The sequence below is a fragment of the Prochlorococcus sp. MIT 1011 genome, assembly GCF_047305235.1.
Classification (GTDB): Bacteria; Cyanobacteriota; Cyanobacteriia; order PCC-6307; family Cyanobiaceae; genus Prochlorococcus_B.
Map to the genome: position 1 here is coordinate 1708309 of NZ_CP138983.1, position 16161 is coordinate 1724469.

General features: G+C 35.2%; 17 protein-coding genes and 1 tRNA gene. 7 read left to right on the top strand and 11 right to left on the bottom strand.

The features are described from left to right. Window positions 1-14: 14 nt before the first annotated feature. Both plsX and rpaB read right to left on the bottom strand, forming a co-directional pair. A complete protein-coding gene (gene plsX, locus SIB75_RS10165; protein WP_413683216.1) occupies window positions 15-1337 on the bottom strand; it encodes a phosphate acyltransferase PlsX in 1323 nt (440 codons plus the stop codon). A 4-nt stretch (window positions 1338-1341) separates the two neighbouring features. After that, window positions 1342-2088, bottom strand: coding sequence for a response regulator transcription factor RpaB (rpaB, locus tag SIB75_RS10170; RefSeq protein WP_413684861.1), 747 nt, complete (start codon window positions 2086-2088; stop codon window positions 1342-1344). A gap of 107 nt (window positions 2089-2195) precedes the next feature. On the opposite strand from rpaB, the gene radA reads away from it, so the two are divergent. After that, a complete protein-coding gene (gene radA / locus SIB75_RS10175) occupies window positions 2196-3575 on the top strand; it encodes a DNA repair protein RadA (RefSeq protein WP_413683217.1) in 1380 nt (459 codons plus the stop codon). Between the two features lie 16 nt (window positions 3576-3591). On the opposite strand, the gene SIB75_RS10180 is transcribed toward radA, so the two are convergent. Next, the gene (locus tag SIB75_RS10180; RefSeq protein ID WP_158465957.1) at window positions 3592-4113 is read right to left on the bottom strand and encodes a photosystem I assembly protein Ycf3; all 522 of its coding nucleotides are present in this window, start codon (window positions 4111-4113) and stop codon (window positions 3592-3594) included. 160 nt (window positions 4114-4273) lie between these two features. On the opposite strand from SIB75_RS10180, the gene SIB75_RS10185 reads away from it, so the two are divergent. The 3 genes from SIB75_RS10185 to SIB75_RS10195 are packed head-to-tail and all read left to right on the top strand — an operon-like array spanning window position 4274 to window position 8197. Next, window positions 4274-6604, top strand: a complete 2331-nt coding sequence (locus SIB75_RS10185) for a heavy metal translocating P-type ATPase (protein ID WP_413683218.1) — start codon at window positions 4274-4276, stop codon at window positions 6602-6604. Then, window positions 6601-7236, top strand: coding sequence for a dTMP kinase (gene tmk, locus SIB75_RS10190; RefSeq protein ID WP_413683219.1), 636 nt, complete (start codon window positions 6601-6603; stop codon window positions 7234-7236). Before SIB75_RS10185 ends, tmk begins: the two co-directional genes overlap by 4 nt. Window positions 7237-7288: 52 nt before the next feature. Further along, a complete protein-coding gene (locus SIB75_RS10195; RefSeq protein ID WP_413683220.1) occupies window positions 7289-8197 on the top strand; it encodes a DNA polymerase III subunit delta' in 909 nt (302 codons plus the stop codon). On the opposite strand, the gene SIB75_RS10200 is transcribed toward SIB75_RS10195, so the two are convergent. The 5 genes from SIB75_RS10200 to SIB75_RS10220 form a co-directional block, all read right to left on the bottom strand. Next, entirely contained in the window at window positions 8194-8991 is a 798-nt protein-coding gene (locus SIB75_RS10200; RefSeq protein ID WP_413683221.1) for a response regulator transcription factor, read from the bottom strand. The two genes, SIB75_RS10195 and SIB75_RS10200, sit on opposite strands and share 4 nt — an antisense overlap. A gap of 360 nt (window positions 8992-9351) precedes the next feature. Then, a tRNA-Asn gene (locus tag SIB75_RS10205) sits at window positions 9352-9423 on the bottom strand. A 29-nt stretch (window positions 9424-9452) separates the two neighbouring features. Further along, on the bottom strand, window positions 9453-10136 hold the full coding sequence (locus tag SIB75_RS10210; RefSeq protein ID WP_413683222.1) for an ABC transporter ATP-binding protein: 684 nt from the start codon (window positions 10134-10136) through the stop codon (window positions 9453-9455). Window positions 10137-10157: 21 nt separating this feature from the next. Continuing rightward, window positions 10158-10418 (bottom strand): hypothetical protein, encoded by a 261-nt coding sequence (locus SIB75_RS10215; RefSeq protein WP_413683223.1) that lies wholly within the window; start codon window positions 10416-10418, stop codon window positions 10158-10160. Window positions 10419-10502: 84 nt separating this feature from the next. Continuing rightward, window positions 10503-12068: an ArnT family glycosyltransferase gene (locus SIB75_RS10220; protein ID WP_413683224.1), complete on the bottom strand. Its 1566-nt coding sequence runs from the start codon at window positions 12066-12068 to the stop codon at window positions 10503-10505. Window positions 12069-12211: 143 nt separating this feature from the next. Here SIB75_RS10220 and cysK point away from each other — a divergent pair, with 143 nt between their 5' ends. Then, window positions 12212-13180 (top strand): cysteine synthase A, encoded by a 969-nt coding sequence (gene cysK / locus SIB75_RS10225; protein WP_413683225.1) that lies wholly within the window; start codon window positions 12212-12214, stop codon window positions 13178-13180. A gap of 21 nt (window positions 13181-13201) precedes the next feature. Continuing rightward, window positions 13202-13855, top strand: coding sequence for a J domain-containing protein (locus SIB75_RS10230; RefSeq protein WP_413683226.1), 654 nt, complete (start codon window positions 13202-13204; stop codon window positions 13853-13855). A 19-nt stretch (window positions 13856-13874) separates the two neighbouring features. Here SIB75_RS10230 and SIB75_RS10235 read toward each other — a convergent pair whose 3' ends face one another. Beyond that, window positions 13875-14138 carry an NAD(P)H-quinone oxidoreductase subunit O gene (locus SIB75_RS10235; protein ID WP_413683227.1) on the bottom strand — a complete coding sequence of 88 codons (264 nt, stop codon included), beginning with the start codon at window positions 14136-14138 and terminating at the stop codon, window positions 13875-13877. Between the two features lie 189 nt (window positions 14139-14327). Here SIB75_RS10235 and SIB75_RS10240 point away from each other — a divergent pair, with 189 nt between their 5' ends. Continuing rightward, window positions 14328-15257, top strand: a complete 930-nt coding sequence (locus SIB75_RS10240; RefSeq protein WP_413683228.1) for a TIGR01777 family oxidoreductase — start codon at window positions 14328-14330, stop codon at window positions 15255-15257. 26 nt (window positions 15258-15283) lie between these two features. On the opposite strand, the gene SIB75_RS10245 is transcribed toward SIB75_RS10240, so the two are convergent. Then, window positions 15284-15703 carry a tetratricopeptide repeat protein gene (locus SIB75_RS10245; protein WP_413683229.1) on the bottom strand — a complete coding sequence of 140 codons (420 nt, stop codon included), beginning with the start codon at window positions 15701-15703 and terminating at the stop codon, window positions 15284-15286. A gap of 29 nt (window positions 15704-15732) precedes the next feature. Further along, window positions 15733-16122 carry a HesB/IscA family protein gene (locus SIB75_RS10250; RefSeq protein WP_413683230.1) on the bottom strand — a complete coding sequence of 130 codons (390 nt, stop codon included), beginning with the start codon at window positions 16120-16122 and terminating at the stop codon, window positions 15733-15735. Window positions 16123-16161: the final 39 nt, after the last annotated feature.

Consider the following 16161-nt stretch of genomic DNA (forward strand, 5'->3'; position numbering starts at 1 on the left):
TAGGACAGTTCCAATCAGACCTGTAAGACATCTGGTTTGTTTAGATCCGCTAAATCATCCATTACTCCATGACTTGCAGCAGAATGAACAACTCTTAAAGCACTTAATACAGATAAAGCTTTACTTCCACCATGACCAATAACACAAATTCCATTAATTCCTAGAAGTAAAGCCCCACCATGTTCAGCATGATCTAAACGTTTCTTTATACGTTTCAAATTATTTCTTAAAAAAGCAGAACCAACTTTGCCTCTTCTTCCTCTTGGCAACTCAGCCCGCAAAACTCCCAAAAGAACACTGCCTACTGACTCTAAAAATTTCAGCAAAACGTTTCCCGTAAATCCATCACAAACCACAACATCAAAATCACCTGATAAAACATCTCTTCCTTCACAATTACCAGAAAAGCAAAAACGTTCTTCATCATTTAAAAGCTTGTAAGTTGCTAGAGAAAGATCATTCCCCTTACAAGATTCTTCGCCAATATTTAATAATCCTATTCTTGGCTTTTTCACCTGCAATACATCTCGACAATAGATATTTCCTAGAAGAGCAAATTGATGCAAATAAGTTGGTTTACAATCCATATTTGCTCCAACATCTAAAACCAATACTGGTTGACCAGGATCCTTCGTTGGAAATAATGCTCCGATTGCTGGACGATCAATACCTTTTAAACGTCCCAACTTGAAAATCGCTGATGCCATCATTGCTCCAGAGTTTCCAGCTGAATAAACACCCTTAGCTTTTCCTTCTTTAACCAATTTCATTGCAATATTTATGCTCGCATCCTTTTTTTTTCGCACTGCCGTGGCCTCTTCATCCATACCAACTGAAAGACCACTGGGAATTAATTCGAAATTTCCATTTTCCATAGCTTTCTCTAGAGCTTCTTCTAAGCCAAATTCAATTGCTGCTTTCTCTACTTTCTCAATTTCACCTACAAATTTAATTTTTAATGGAAGCAATGACAAAGATTTCAAACAACCATCAAGAATCGCTCCAGGTGCAAGATCTCCTCCCATCCCATCTACAGCCACCCAAATCCTTTCGGAATCTTGAATTCCATTTTTATCATCTGTATTATCTCCAACTTGCAGTCTCCTAAGAGGATCAAATACAAATGGTTCTAATGTACTCCTGGCTATTGATCCAGCACTTGTAACAACAGAACCAGCATTAGAAACTACTGTTCCAGCAACATTACTAGCTGCTGTAGCTGAACTTGTTGCTGTGTCAACAAGACTAGTAACAGCTGAGTTTCGACGATACCAAATTACTAATCGTCTAATTGCCTTAGAACGATTTGATTTATTAGTTTGGTGATTTTTTTCCACTAATTTATGTTCCTTCCGGAATCATAGAATCAACAATTCTTTGAAAAAGGTAACCTGTTCCTCTTGCAGTAAGAATTAGTTCCGGGTTAGCAGGATCATCTTCAAGTTTTGATCTAAGTCTGGAAATATGGACATCTACTACTCTCGTATCAACATGTCTTTCAGGGGTATATCCCCAAACTTCTTTAAGAATCTCACCTCGACTAAAAGGTTCTCCTGATCTACTAACCAAAAGTTCCAAAAGGCTAAATTCCATGCCTGTTAATCTAATTCGTTCATCATTTCTATAAACCTGACGTTTATTTGTATCGATCTTTAAATTCATAACAGCAATCACACCTGAATTAGGCAGTCCTGCTATTTGTTCCTTTTCAACTCGTCTTAAGACACATCTAATCCTAGCTTCTAATTCTTTTGGGCTAAAGGGTTTAACAACATAATCATCAGCACCAAGCTCTAAGCCAGTAATTCTATCTGCAACATCTCCTAAGGCTGTCAGCATGACAATTGGGACATCTGATTCTTTTCTTAGTTCCTGGCAAACTCCATATCCATCCAATTTAGGCATCATGACATCAAGCACCACCAAATCAGGCTCACAATTTCTGAAAAGATCCAGTGCCTCATTCCCATCACAAGCAGTAACAACTTGATAGCCAATCATAGATAGGCGAGTTTCTAGGATCCTCCTAATACTTGCCTCATCATCAGCTACGAGGATGGTTTCCTTTGAGGGACTTGTGGCCGTCATTTCTTCCTTAGCTTTGGCGGCTGTCACAAGATCTTAAGTGAAGGTTCACCAACAATTAAAGATCACTATCTTCATTCAACTACAGCCAACTTCCTTTTTACAACTAAGTGTCTCGTTCTGTCTCTATTTATGTCTGTCAAAGTTGCGGTGCCCAAACTAGACAATTCTTTGGCCGCTGCAACAATTGTGGAGAATGGAATTCAATAATAGAAGAAAAAATTAATCAAAAATCAGATAAATCTATTTACACAAAGATTAATTCTCCTAAAGAGAAATCTCCCTATCGTTCAGAGCTAATAAGTCGGACAAAAGATCAAATCATTGATCGCATTTCAAGTGGATATGAAGAATTAGACAGGGTACTTGGAGGCGGATTAGTACCTGGATCACTAGTTTTAATTGGTGGAGACCCAGGTATTGGGAAAAGCACTCTCATTTTGCAAAGTGCCACTAAAATTGCTCATCAAAGATCAGTCCTTTATGTAGCTGCTGAAGAGTCTGCTCAACAAGTGAAACTCAGATGGAATCGAATTGAAAATTCTGAGTCCAATCTTCACTTACTTGCAGAAACAGACCTAGAGTTAGTAATAAAAGAGCTTGATTATCTAAAACCTGAAGTAGCAGTTATTGATAGCATTCAAGCTTTGAATGATCAAAATTTATCAAGCTCACCTGGTTCAGTTGCTCAAGTTAGAGAATGTTCAGCAGCTTTACAGCAAATTGCTAAACGAGAAAATATATCTCTTTTGATCATCGGGCACGTTACTAAGGATGGAATGCTAGCCGGACCAAAAGTTCTTGAGCATCTTGTTGATGCAGTTCTTACTTTTGAGGGCGATAGATTTGCCTCTCACAGACTTCTCAGAGGGGTAAAAAATCGCTTTGGTGCAACTTGTGAGCTTGGTGTCTTTGAAATGCAAGCAGATGGATTATCGGAAGTCTCTAATCCAAGCGAACTCTTTCTAAGCAAAACTTCTGCGCCTGGAATCTCAACAATTGTTACTTGCGAGGGAACAAGACCACTAGCTATAGATATACAAGCACTTTTAAATCCCACTAGTTATGCAAGTCCTCGAAGGACTACAACTGGTGTTGAGATAAATAGGCTTCATCAAATCTTGGCAGTTCTAGAAAAAAATATGAATCTTTCACTCTCAAGATATGACTGTTATCTAGCAGTAGCTGGAGGATTAGAAGTGGAAGAGCCCGGCGCTGATCTTGGAATAGCGGCAGCAATAGTTTCGAGCTTTAAGGATATTGAACTTGAAGAGAGTGTGGTTTTTATAGGTGAAATAGGTTTAGCTGGTCAATTAAGATTGGTCAGACAAATGCAACAACGAATTAACGAAGTTATAAGACTTGGATATAAAACATTAATAATCCCAGAAGGGATAGATACAACTGAGTTTGAAACAAATGAAAAATTTAAAATATTAAAAGCCTCTAATATAAATCAAGCTTTAATCTATGCATTGAATAATATTTAATTGACGATTTTATTAGTTATAAATAAACATCAACATTTCCTCTTCCTGTTGTCTTTAGCCAATTCTCTATATCTAAATAGCCACCTGGGTATAAACGAACAGCTTTACTCCAAACTTCAGCTGCCTGATCAAACCAGATATCCCCTTCATCCTGATTTCCATTCCTTTGAGCCATTCTGCCTCTTTTTTCATAAATTAATCCCATATTTTTCAAGCAAGATGGTTGCTTTGGGTTTTGTCCCAAAGCTTTTTTATATGTATTTAGCGCTCTCTCCTCATCTCCATTACTCATGTAAATTATTGCCATATTTTTCAAAGTCTCTCCCCTATCAACTTGGTTATCCTCAAGTTTTAAGCTCTCTTCGTAATACTCAAGAGCCTCTGAGTAATCTCCATCGTTTTGCGCTGCTAAACCTTTTCTGTAATAAAGATAGGCTTCTTTTTCTTTAGAGGCGATTGGCATCACTTTTACTATTCCCTCAGCCATCTTCGTGAAGGCCTTATCAAGAAAATTGTCTTTGTTTTGACTTCGAGGCACGATTGAACAAATATTAATAGATATATTCTATCGTGAAGGAAAAAGAAAAAATTGAATAGAAATAATGAAACTAATTTTTATGTATTAATAAATTATTAAATGAATGCAAGATGCTTTTTATTTATTAAATTTAAGATAAGTATCAAATATTTATATTCCCTTGAGCAACAAAAAGATTGCCCAAAGCAAAAATACAATTCTGCTTGATGTAGATGGAATGAAATGCGGAAGTTGTGTACAGGCAGTTGAAAAAATACTGAATAAACACCCAAACATTAATAATGCAAGCGTTAATTTAGTTACAAAAACAGCTTTTATAGAACTTAAGGAACTTAATAATTCCTTAACTGATGTAATACAAACTCTTTCATCTAAAGGTTTTCCTTCAAAGGAAAGAGATTACCAAACGATTTCAAATAATATTGAATTAGAAAAAAACGAAAATCAAAATTTATGGAATAAATGGCGTCAACTAATAATCGCTACTTCACTACTAATCCTGTCTGGCTTGGGACATTTAGTTGAGGGGCAACAAATATCTATACCCCTTATTGGTTCATTACCTTTTCATGCAGCACTAGCAACATTTGCTTTGCTAGGCCCAGGAAGGTCAATCCTAAAAGCAGGTCTGAAGTCAGCGATTGTTTTCTCGCCAACTATGGATACATTAGTAAGTCTTGGCGTAACGAGTGCCTACTTAGCAAGTATAACTTCTTTAATTTGGCCAAAAGTTGGTTGGCCATGTTTTTTCAATGAGCCAGTAATGCTACTTGGATTTGTTTTATTAGGGCGTTTTTTAGAAGAACGCGCTCGAGTAAACACAGGAACAGCATTAAAAGAATTAGCCAAATTGCAACCAGATACAGCCAATCTAATTTTAGAAAACAATGAAATTCGTGAAATTAGAATAGGTGCGCTAAGGCCAGGAGAAAAAATTCAATTATTAGCAGGAGACAGAATCCCTGTTGATGGATTAGTTGTAAAGGGTAATTCGGCAATAGATATTTCAAGCTTGACTGGTGAATCATTACCATTGGAGGCATCACCAGGCATCGAGCTGCCTTCTGGTAGCTTAAATTTAGAGTCAACAATAATTTTAGAAGTACAGAAAATAGGATCTGAAACTGCAATAGCTAAAATCATAAGTTTAGTTGAAGAAGCCCAAGCAAGAAAAGCTCCAATTCAAGGCTTGGCAGACAAGGTGGCAGGGATTTTCTGCTATGGAGTGACAACTCTTGCCTTTGTTACTTTTCTTTTTTGGTGGAAGATAGGTACAAAAATTTGGCCAAAAGTTTTAGAGGTATCTAACACAGGTTTTATGCAAAGCCATCATTTGCATGATCATTTAATAAACACAACTCAAACACCAATAGGACTTTCATTTCAATTATCAATAGCCGTTTTAGTTGTTGCCTGTCCATGTGCTCTTGGTCTTGCCACCCCAACAGTAATAACTGTTGCCTCAGGGGAAGCGGCAAAAAGGGGTTGGCTTTTCAAAGGAGGGGATGTCATAGAAATGGCATCCAAGATTAGCCATATAGTGTTTGATAAAACAGGGACACTGACCATTGGAAGACCTTTAATTGTTGGTTTCTGGGAACACAAGGATTCACAAAGGAATGAGATGCTCAGATTGGCAGCAAGCATAGAACAAGAGAGTCGGCATCCTCTTGCACAAGCAATTATTCAAGAAGCAAATAAAAAAGAAATTAAATTGGAGAAAGTGGATTCTTCAACTACATTTGCAGGAAAAGGATTAGCAGGAAAAATTAATAATGTAGAAGGATGTATTAGAGTCGGAACTCCAGAATGGATAAAGAGTGAAGGAGTTAACTGGAATGAGATAATTGAACAAAATTTGATGCTTTCAAAAAGAAAATCTCAGTCAGTTGTTGCAGTTGCTTTAGAGAACAAATTATTAGGTTTTTTCTTAATAGATGATCAATTAAGAAAAGATGCTTTACTTTCAATCAACAAATTACGCTCAAGAGGTTTTTCTTTGAGTTTGTTTAGTGGTGATAGAGATTCAGCAGTTTTATCTTTAGGAAAAAAATTAGGATTTAGCTCAAAACAAATTGAATGGCAAATGTTACCTTCAGGCAAGCTTAATAAGTTAAATGCCTTAAAGAAGAATGGCTTAGTTGCGATGGTAGGTGATGGGATAAATGATGCTCCTGCTCTTGCTTCTGCAGACTTAGGAGTGGCAATAGGAACAGGAACTCAAATAGCGCAGGATTCTGCAGATCTTGTTTTACTCGGAGAAAACTTGGAAGCACTTCCTAATGCTTTACAACTATCAAGAGAAGCAATGCTCAAGATTAAACAAAATCTTGCATGGGCATTTGGATACAACTTAATTGCTTTACCAATCGCAGCAGGATTACTTTTACCATCCTCTGGCTTATTACTATCACCTCCCCTGGCGGCGTTACTAATGGCATTGAGCTCAATCAGTGTGGTCTTTAACGCTCTATCATTAAAGTCAAAATGAAAGGAAAATTTATTGTTATTGAGGGTATTGATGGCTCTGGGAAAACTACTCAAATCAATCAATTATCACAATGGCTTAGTGGCACCGACCTGATTCCTGAAAATAATCAATTAGTGATCACTAGAGAACCAGGAGGAACTCAATTAGGAAAATCCATAAGATCACTTTTATTAGATACTTCTAAAGAAAACAGCCCTGATTCAATTACAGAGCTTTTACTATATGCCGCCGATAGAGCACAACATGTCAACGAAATTATTCGTCCATCTATAAATAAAGGGGATTGGGTAATAAGTGATAGATTTTGCGGATCCACACTTGCTTATCAGGGTTATGGAAGAAAGCTAGATATAAAGTTAATTAAAAATCTCGAAACCATTTCCACTCAGGGTGTTTCTCCAGATATTACATTTCTATTAGATATACCTGTTGAAGAAAGTATCAAAAGAAGAATTAATAGAAAAGACGATCGAATTGAAAAAGAAGGTAAAGAGTTTTTATCAAATGTATCTCTCGGTTTTAAAGCTTTATCTAAAGAAAATAAATGGAAAAAAATATCTGCTATGAGCACCAAGGAAGAAATCCTATCCGAGATTCAATCTGCGATAAAGAACTTAACAAGAATCAAATAGGATGAAAGGTTTTAAAAATATATATGGGCAAGATTTAGCAATTGAAATCTTAATGTCTTCCATCTCTAAACAACATATTGCTCCAGCTTATTTATTCTCTGGGCCAGAGGGAGTTGGGAAAAGAAAAACTGCAAAAGTTTTTATTAATGCTATTCTTGATAAAAATTTTGACAAGGAAAGTACAAAAAGAAAAATAGAAAGTAATAATCACCCTGACTTATTATGGATAGAACCTTCTTATATAGTGCAAGGTAAAAGCATTTCACAGAAAAAAGCAAAGTCAGAAAGTGTAAGCATGAAATCGCCACCACAAATCAGGCTAAATCAAATAAAAGAGATAATAGAATTCCTAAGTAAAAAGCCATTTGAATCAGAAAGAAGCATCGTTATAATTGAAGATATTGAGAGAATAAATGAGTCTGCATCCAATGCATTATTAAAAACTCTTGAAGACACAAATACAGGATTATTTATTCTGATAACTCAAAGACCAGAGAAATTATTATCAACTATTAGATCAAGATGTCAGGTTGTACCATTTATACGTTTAAATGATCATTACGTTAATAAAATTATTCAAAAATTAGAAGTTACTGAAGAAATAGATGAGATTACTAATGAAAAAATTAAAGAACTAATAGATTTTTCACATGGATCTCCTGGACGTTATCTAATAAATCTTCAATTTTGGCTAGGAATCTCAAGTTCGTTAAGACAAAAACTAGAAATCAAATTCAACAATCAAATTGAATTACTAAAATTAGCCAAGGAAATCACTGATGAACTCAACATAGAGCAACAATTATGGTTGATTGATTTCGAACAAAATAGAGTTTGGATAAAAAAAAATAACTCAACTATAGTAAAAAAACTTGAAGACTTGAGAAAACAATTATTGAATTATGTACAACCTAGACTTGCTTGGGAAGTAACTTTATTAGAGATAAACTTGATTACTTAAGCAATCACTTTTTCATCAGTATTCTCTTTAACAGAACTTGCTTCTCTCGCTTGAATTATTAATGGCTGAACTTCTTTTATTTTTTCCCCAGTTGGTAATTCCAGGCAATATCCAGCACCATAAACAGTTTTAATAAATCTTGGTTTGCGAGGATCAGGTTCAAGCTTTGTTCTTAAATGTCTTACATGAACACGTATTGTTTCAATATCATCATCAGGTTCATAACCCCAAACTTCTTTGAGGATTAATGAAGGTGCAACAGTCTGCCCATGTCTTTGCATCAAACAATGGAGCAATTCAAATTCTAAATGAGTCAAACGAACTGGAGATTCGAACCATATAGCTTCAAATCTTTCGGGAACAAGTGTGAGAGGGCCATAATTGAGTATTTCTTGCTGATTATTACTTCCTAATGGAGCACGATTAGTTCTTCTTAATAAAGCCTTAATCCTGACTTGTAATTCTTCTAGGTCAAATGGTTTTGTGATGTAATCATCTGCTCCAGAATTAAACCCTGTGACTTTGTCTTTTAAACCACCTAAAGCAGTGATCATAAGAATAGGAATACCAGCTGTTCTCTCATCTCTTCTTAAACGTTGACATAGAGTTAATCCATCAACTTTGGGAAGCATTAAATCAAGAAGAATTAGATCAGGAGCATATTGCAAAGCAAGAGCTTGACCTTTTATACCATCCTCAGCTTTTTGGACATCAAAACCAGTGTGCTCAAGATGCCCTGCAACCAGATCTCTCATGTCTTGGTCGTCTTCAATAAGTAAAATGCAAGGCTTCATTAATAAATGACGAAGTTAAAAGTACCCGCGACAGCGATTACTAAAGATTCATATGATTCTCTCAAAATTTTGTTTTTATTGCAGAATTCGAAAAATTCGTTTTTCTATGCAACAATCGTTCAAACAATATGCTATCACTTGTTTTTCAGGCTTGAAAAGGAGAAAAAAACTTGAACTGTCTTTAGAAAGTCTTCCGATTCTAGGGCGCTATTGTTAAGGAATTCTCAAAGCTTTCAGAAAAAACATTAAAAATAAATACTTGGGGATTTATTTTTATCTTACAAATCAAGAAAATTTTAAAGTCAAATATCTAAAAAAATTATTTTACAAGGTAAAACAAATTCGCATTTGCTTAGAAAACTCCCCGGGCGGGATTCGAACCTGCGACCAATCGGTTAACAGCCGATCGCTCTACCGCTGAGCTACCGAGGATTACAACACTAAGAACTTACCCTTGCCAGCTACCTAAGGGCAAGTGATTTTAATTCTTGGAACACTTTTGCACCAGAATTCCAATTACTTATAGCTCCATTTTTAACTATTGCCGCCCCATCACAAAAAAATAATTCTTCCAAACGATGAGTAACCCATATTGCAGTTATTGGGTCATTGGAGGAAGTTGTCAATTTCTTCACAACTTTCAAAACTGAATTTTGACTTTGAGGATCCAATAGAGCTGTCGGCTCATCCAGTAAAAGTAAATTTGAATTGCTGACAATTGCTCCAGCAAGAGCTAAACGCTGCTTTTGACCACCGCTTAAAGTATGAATAGGTCTGTCCAACATTTCTCCTAAATCCACTTTCTCAAGAGCGGATTGAATCAAATTAAATAACTTATTGTTAGGAATGGTTTGAGGAACGCTAAGCATTAATTCACTTTTACATGTTGGCATAAGCAATTGATGGTCTGGATTTTGATAAACCATTGATGGTCTAAGAGAACAGAAAATTTTTCCACTTTTAGGGCGAATTACTCCGCTTATTAAGCGAAACAAGGTGCTTTTACCACTTCCATTTTCTCCCACTAACATCCACAAACCAGGTTTTTTAATTGAAAAAGAAAATTGATCAATAACATTGACTCCATTGGGCCACGAAAAAGAAACTTTCTCGAATTCCAAATAGCCAGACCCAGTTGGTTCCAAAATCAAATACTCCTTTTTAACTTAATCTTGAAGTGAGAATCCAGGCCTTTTACTAGTACCGGTACTTGTTTTTTCATAAATCTGAACAGCTGTAATTTCACTAACAAGAACAGTAATTTTTTTATCTTCGACTTTTTCACAAGTCAACTCTAAAAGCCTTTGATTACCTTTTTTAATAGCATCTACAACTTCGGAGTAAAGCCTTTGAGCATCTCCATGCTCTTTTCTCTGCACTACCAAAGGTATAGGACTTAATTTAATAGTAAGCTCGATACAATACACTTTTTTTAGAAAACCCTTGTAACTAGATAATTCTTACAAATAAAAGCTGAAGAAGTGAAAAATATGTTAATAATAATATTTTATTTAATCATTGCATGTATAAAGATCCCAAGCATTAGTTTTCTTAATTGCGTTGCATTTAGTTTGATTTTCTTCGTCAAAAGTTTTGATTCGTTTTCCTGAATACCAATTTAAACTTGGTCGCTCAAAACTATTTTTAATATAAATTTGTTGATCAGGGAAGTAAGATATAAATTCAGCAACAGGCCTTACATCCCAATTCTCATTTATTTCCCATAACCAAAATTTAGAGTTCACAAAAAAGAATAAACCAATTATGCTTCCAAAAATTATTCCAATAAAACCAATTTTTCTAACCTTCTCTCTTGAATCAGATAAGAGTAATCCCCCAATAAGCCAAGCCAAGCTAATAGAAAAGATTGTACCAAAGTAACCTTTTTCAAAGTTGATAATATTTAATTTAACTAATAAAGAAAACGCAAATAAGCATAATCCAATGAAAGATAATAGATAAGGAATTTTTCTTAATATTTTTCTAGCAAAAATACAATTATTATCTTTTCTTTGAATTAACCAAGATATTGGAGGACCACATACTAAAGCAAAAGGCAACCAAAATGGATGTATGTACCAGGGAAGTTGCATTTTTAGAGGTAAAATACTTCCCGCAATAATTATCTGAGTACTAAAAGCCCAAACGCCCCAACGAGTGTTAAGACGCAGGCATGCACAAAAAAAACCTATTGGCCATACAAGAATCCAAGGCCACCCACCTTCAAATATTTCAATTATTGGTACTAAAACTCCTAGCTCACTACCTGAACCTTTTTCAAATAAAACTCTTCCAGCTCCATCTCCCCACCATAACCAAAAAGCTCCTTTGCCATATGAAACAATATTCCATACATGCCATGCAAAACCTGGAAATACTCCATAAAAGAACCAAGACCATGAAAGATTATTAGAATATTTTTTTGATTTATATTCCCAGATTAAAGGTAATAAAGATGCAAATAGTGCAGGAATAATTATAGGCGCTTTAAGTAAAAGCAAAAAACTACAAGCAAATCCAGCTCCTAAAAAATTAAATTTAGTAGACCTATTTTTTTTTATTGATGATAAGCAAAGCCATAAAAGTGCAATGGCACTAAGCTGCGTTCCATCCAACATTGCCATCCTGCCATATCTAATAATTGGCAATAAAGTCAACAATATTGCTGATGTAGTAATACACGCTATTCGATCTTTAGGGCGCAAATTCCACTGAATCAGGCCACCCAATGGAACAACAAAAGAAGAAAAAAGTGCTGGGAAAAATCGTATACAAAACTCAGAGGGCAAAGAATCAAAACTATTATGGAAATTTCGACTAATTCCAATAGCAAAAGATATTATCCAATGCAATCCAGGGGGTTTATTCAAATAGGGACTATCCCAGATAGAAGGAAGCAATCGTTCTAATCCACTTTTTTGGTTTAATTCCAATGCAACTCGTGCGACAGTTGCTTCGTCAAAATCTCTTAAAGGCAAATTTCCCAGAGAGACAAATGCAATTCCACAAGCTATGGTCCAAAAAAGAAAAATCCATAAAATTGGAGGCCTATAGTTGTGGGAAATGCTCTCTGTCAATATGAAAAAATTATTCCATCTATTTATATCTCTAAAAGGTCAATAAAGCTTTTGAAAAACAAATTTTCAAGCATTATTAAAAAAGAATTGAATTATTAAATAATTTTTTCCTAGAAACTGATTCAAGTTTTTAAAATAAGATCATGCCAATTGCTAATGACATAACTTCTTTAGTTGGCCAAACACCTTTGGTCAAACTGAATAGATTACCCAATGAATTCAATTGTAGAGCCGAAATTATAGCCAAATTAGAAAGTTTTAACCCCACAGCATCCGTAAAAGACCGCATAGCAGGCGCAATGGTGAAATCAGCGGAAAGAGAGGGCACCATAAAACCTGGACAGACTGTTCTTATTGAACCAACAAGTGGAAATACAGGAATTGCATTAGCCATGGTTGCTGCAGCAAAAGGTTATCGGCTCATACTTACAATGCCTGACACAATGAGCACTGAACGTCGCTCAATGTTAAGAGCATTTGGAGCAGAGCTTCAACTAACTCCTGGCAAGGAGGGAATCCAAGGCGCTATTGAGCTAGCAAAGGAATTGGTAGCATCTATACCTAATGCATATTTGCTTCAGCAATTCGATAATTTATCTAATCCTGAAATTCATGAAAAAACTACCGCTGAAGAAATTTGGAAAGATTGCGAAGGCAAACTTGATGCATTAATTGCTGGAGTAGGAACAGGAGGAACAATCACAGGTTGTGCAAGATTTTTAAAACAAAAAAATCCAAATATCAAGGTTTTTGCAGTAGAACCTTCATTGAGCCCTGTTCTTTCAGGCGGGGATGCTGGATCTCATGCGATACAAGGCATTGGTGCTGGTTTCATCCCTAATGTATTAGATATTAATCAAATTGATAAAGTCATAAGAATCAGTGATAATGAAGCAATGGACATAGGAAGAAGACTTGCCAAAGAAGAAGGATTGCTAAGTGGTGTCAGCAGTGGCGCTGCAGTCGCAGCTGCTTTAAAAGTAGGAAATCAGCCCGAGTTTGCTAATAAGCGCCTGGTTGTTATTCTTCCTAGTTTTGGTGAAAGATATCTCTCAACAACTATGTTCACTTCCATCCCAGCGAACCCAGTAAAAGGGAATGAGTACCTCTAAAAAAGAAAGAATCAGTCAACAATGCGAAAAGACCCATATCAAATATTAAAAGTTCATCCCAGCGCAAAACTAGAAGAGATTAAAAAAGCATATAGAAAACTTGTAAAAATACATCATCCTGACAAAGGAGGAGATTCCGCCGTAATGCTCGAAGTAAACTCAGCATGGGAAACATTAAAGAAAAAACATAAAGATATTAATTTAAATAAAGTTAATAATTCTAAAGTTTATAAACAGAATGAATACAAAAGAGAAACTAATAATTACTCTGAGCCTGAAGATATAAAGAAATGGTTTCAGATTATATATCTACCTATTGATAAATTATTAGGACAAATAATTAATCCTTTAGGTTCAAAAATAAGAGATTTATCAGCTGATCCTTATGATCAAATATTAATGGATTCTTTCTGCCTATATCTTGAGGAAAGTAAAAACAAAATAACCAAAATTAAAAAAATTTATACATCGTTTGGAAGTCCGTCAATTATAAGAGATTTTAGCTTAGATCTCTATCATTGCTTATCACATGTTGAGGATGGTATTAATGAATTAGAACGCTACACAATGGGCTACGTAGACAATTACCTCCATGATGGGAAGGCAATGATTGCTATTGCCAAGAGAAAAAGAAAATTTTTACAAAGCAATAAAAAAGAATGGATTATTTTATAATTTAAATCTTTATTTATTATTAAAAAGAGACTATATGATCAATATTTATCCAAACATCAGGGACTGGTCTTCTCCACCTAATTTGACAATAATCACCCTTAAGCAATAATACTTCTCCAGGCCCTTGAAAAATATATTCAGGCAAATTAGAATCGCTTGCTTTAGATTCTAAGCTATTAGAATATTTTTCACGATCAACTTTTACAAGATCTCCTTTTCTGAATTTCTTTTTTATCTTTGGAGGTGATTGTGCATCATCTACTTTTTCAGTTTGTTCAGACATTTTAAATAATTAATAAAAAAGACTAATGACTCAATTCAAATATCCAACTGAAGAATAGCAGTTAAAACAAAATGGTAAAAATCATCTCATTAATTAATTGCAAATTCCATAACACAAATATTCTTTATCGATCAACACCTTAAGTTAATCAAAATCCCTCTAAGCTAATCAAATCTAATTAGAGAAATCATGAAATTACTACTTACTGGATGCACTGGTTTTATCGGAAGAGAATTAATTCCTTTGCTAATCAAAGAAGGGCACAGCCTCACAGTCATATCTAGACAATCCAAAGGGAAACTAAAAGCCGTAGCTAATGATCCAAGCATCAATGTCATACAAATGAATTCAGCCAAGTCTTCGTCTTGGGATAAAGAAGAAATTCAAGATTCTCTCAAAAACTGCGAAGGAATTATCAATCTCGCTGGCGAACCTATTGCTGAAAAAAGATGGACTGACGATCACTGTAAAGAAATTACTAATAGTCGCATAGAGACAACAAAGAATCTGATTAAAAACATACGTAATTTAAGAAAACCTCCCAAAGTTCTTATTAATGCATCGGCAATTGGTTTTTATGGCTCACATCCTCAAACTGAATTCAAAGAAGAAGATACTCAGGGCGAAGATTTCCTAGCAAATCTCTGTAAAGAATGGGAATCTATTGCAAAAAACAAACCAAGAGCGACTCGCCTTTTAATTGTAAGAATTGGAATCGTATTAGCCAAAGATGGCGGAGCACTTGGGAAAATGCTGCCCATTTTTAGAGCTGGCCTAGGAGGTCCCATTGGAGATGGAAAGCAATGGATGAGCTGGATACACAGAACAGATCTTTGTAATCTTATTAACGAAAGTGTGAAAAATTCTGCTTGGTCAGGTGTCGTCAATGGGGTCGCGCCAAATCCTGTACGAATGAATGAGTTCTCTAATTCCCTTGGTCAAGCACTTGGTAGGCCAAGTCTTCTCTCAGTCCCTGGGCCAATATTGAAATTAATTTTAGGAGATGGAGCTCGTGTAGTTTTAGAGGGACAAAATGTACAACCTCAAAGATTGAATAAACTCAAATTTAAATTCAGTTTCCCCAAAATCAATGTCGCTTTTAAAGCAATATTAACTTAAAATTTTTAATGTAATTTAATTAGGAATCAAAGGTCTAACCAATTTTTTATTTTAAGTAATGTTTTCCAATTAGGTTTCCGTGAAAGACCATCTTCAAATGATTCTTTTAATTCTTTTTCTAATTCAGGAAGAACGAACATAGCTCTTTTAACATAATCAATATGATCTCTAACTCCTTTAGAATTAGTCTCTAACAATGCAAGACTCAAATTTATCCTTGACTGAGGATCTTGACCGTTAAGTTTCACTGCATATCGTGCAGAGCGCAAGGCTTCCTGAGGCAAATCGCATAACAATTGCAACCAAGACAAGCATGTCCATGCAGCAGCATTATTTGGAGTATTAGAAGTTATTTTCTGAAAATCTTCAATCAATTCATCTGCTGGTGAACCAGCTTTATAGCGATTTAGGGCTTCTTCAAAAAGACTTTCCTCTGATTGATCCATTGTTAATTTAAAAATTCTTTTAGTTAAAGTTAAACTGCAAAGGAACTTCCACAGCCACAAGTTTGTGATGCATTGGGATTAGTAAAGTTAAAGCCTCCACCAATTAAATCTGTACTGAAATCTAACTGCATACCATATATATATAAAAGACTCTTTGGATCACAAATCACTTTAAAAGAACTGCTATCTACTGAATATTCATACACTTCATCATCTTTTTGAATATCATCAGCAGACACGAAGTCCATTGTGTAACTCATACCACTACATCCTCCTGAACGTACTCCTACTCTCAATAATTTCCCTGAACCTTGTTCTTTGCAAAGTTTAGACAACTGATCCAAGGCTGGAGTGGTAATAAGTACTCCTTTGCCATCTTGAGCTTTATGAGTTTTTGGCGGTGCGTTTGATTCACTCATTGTTTTTCTGAACTTTAATAACACTCTATTAATTATATT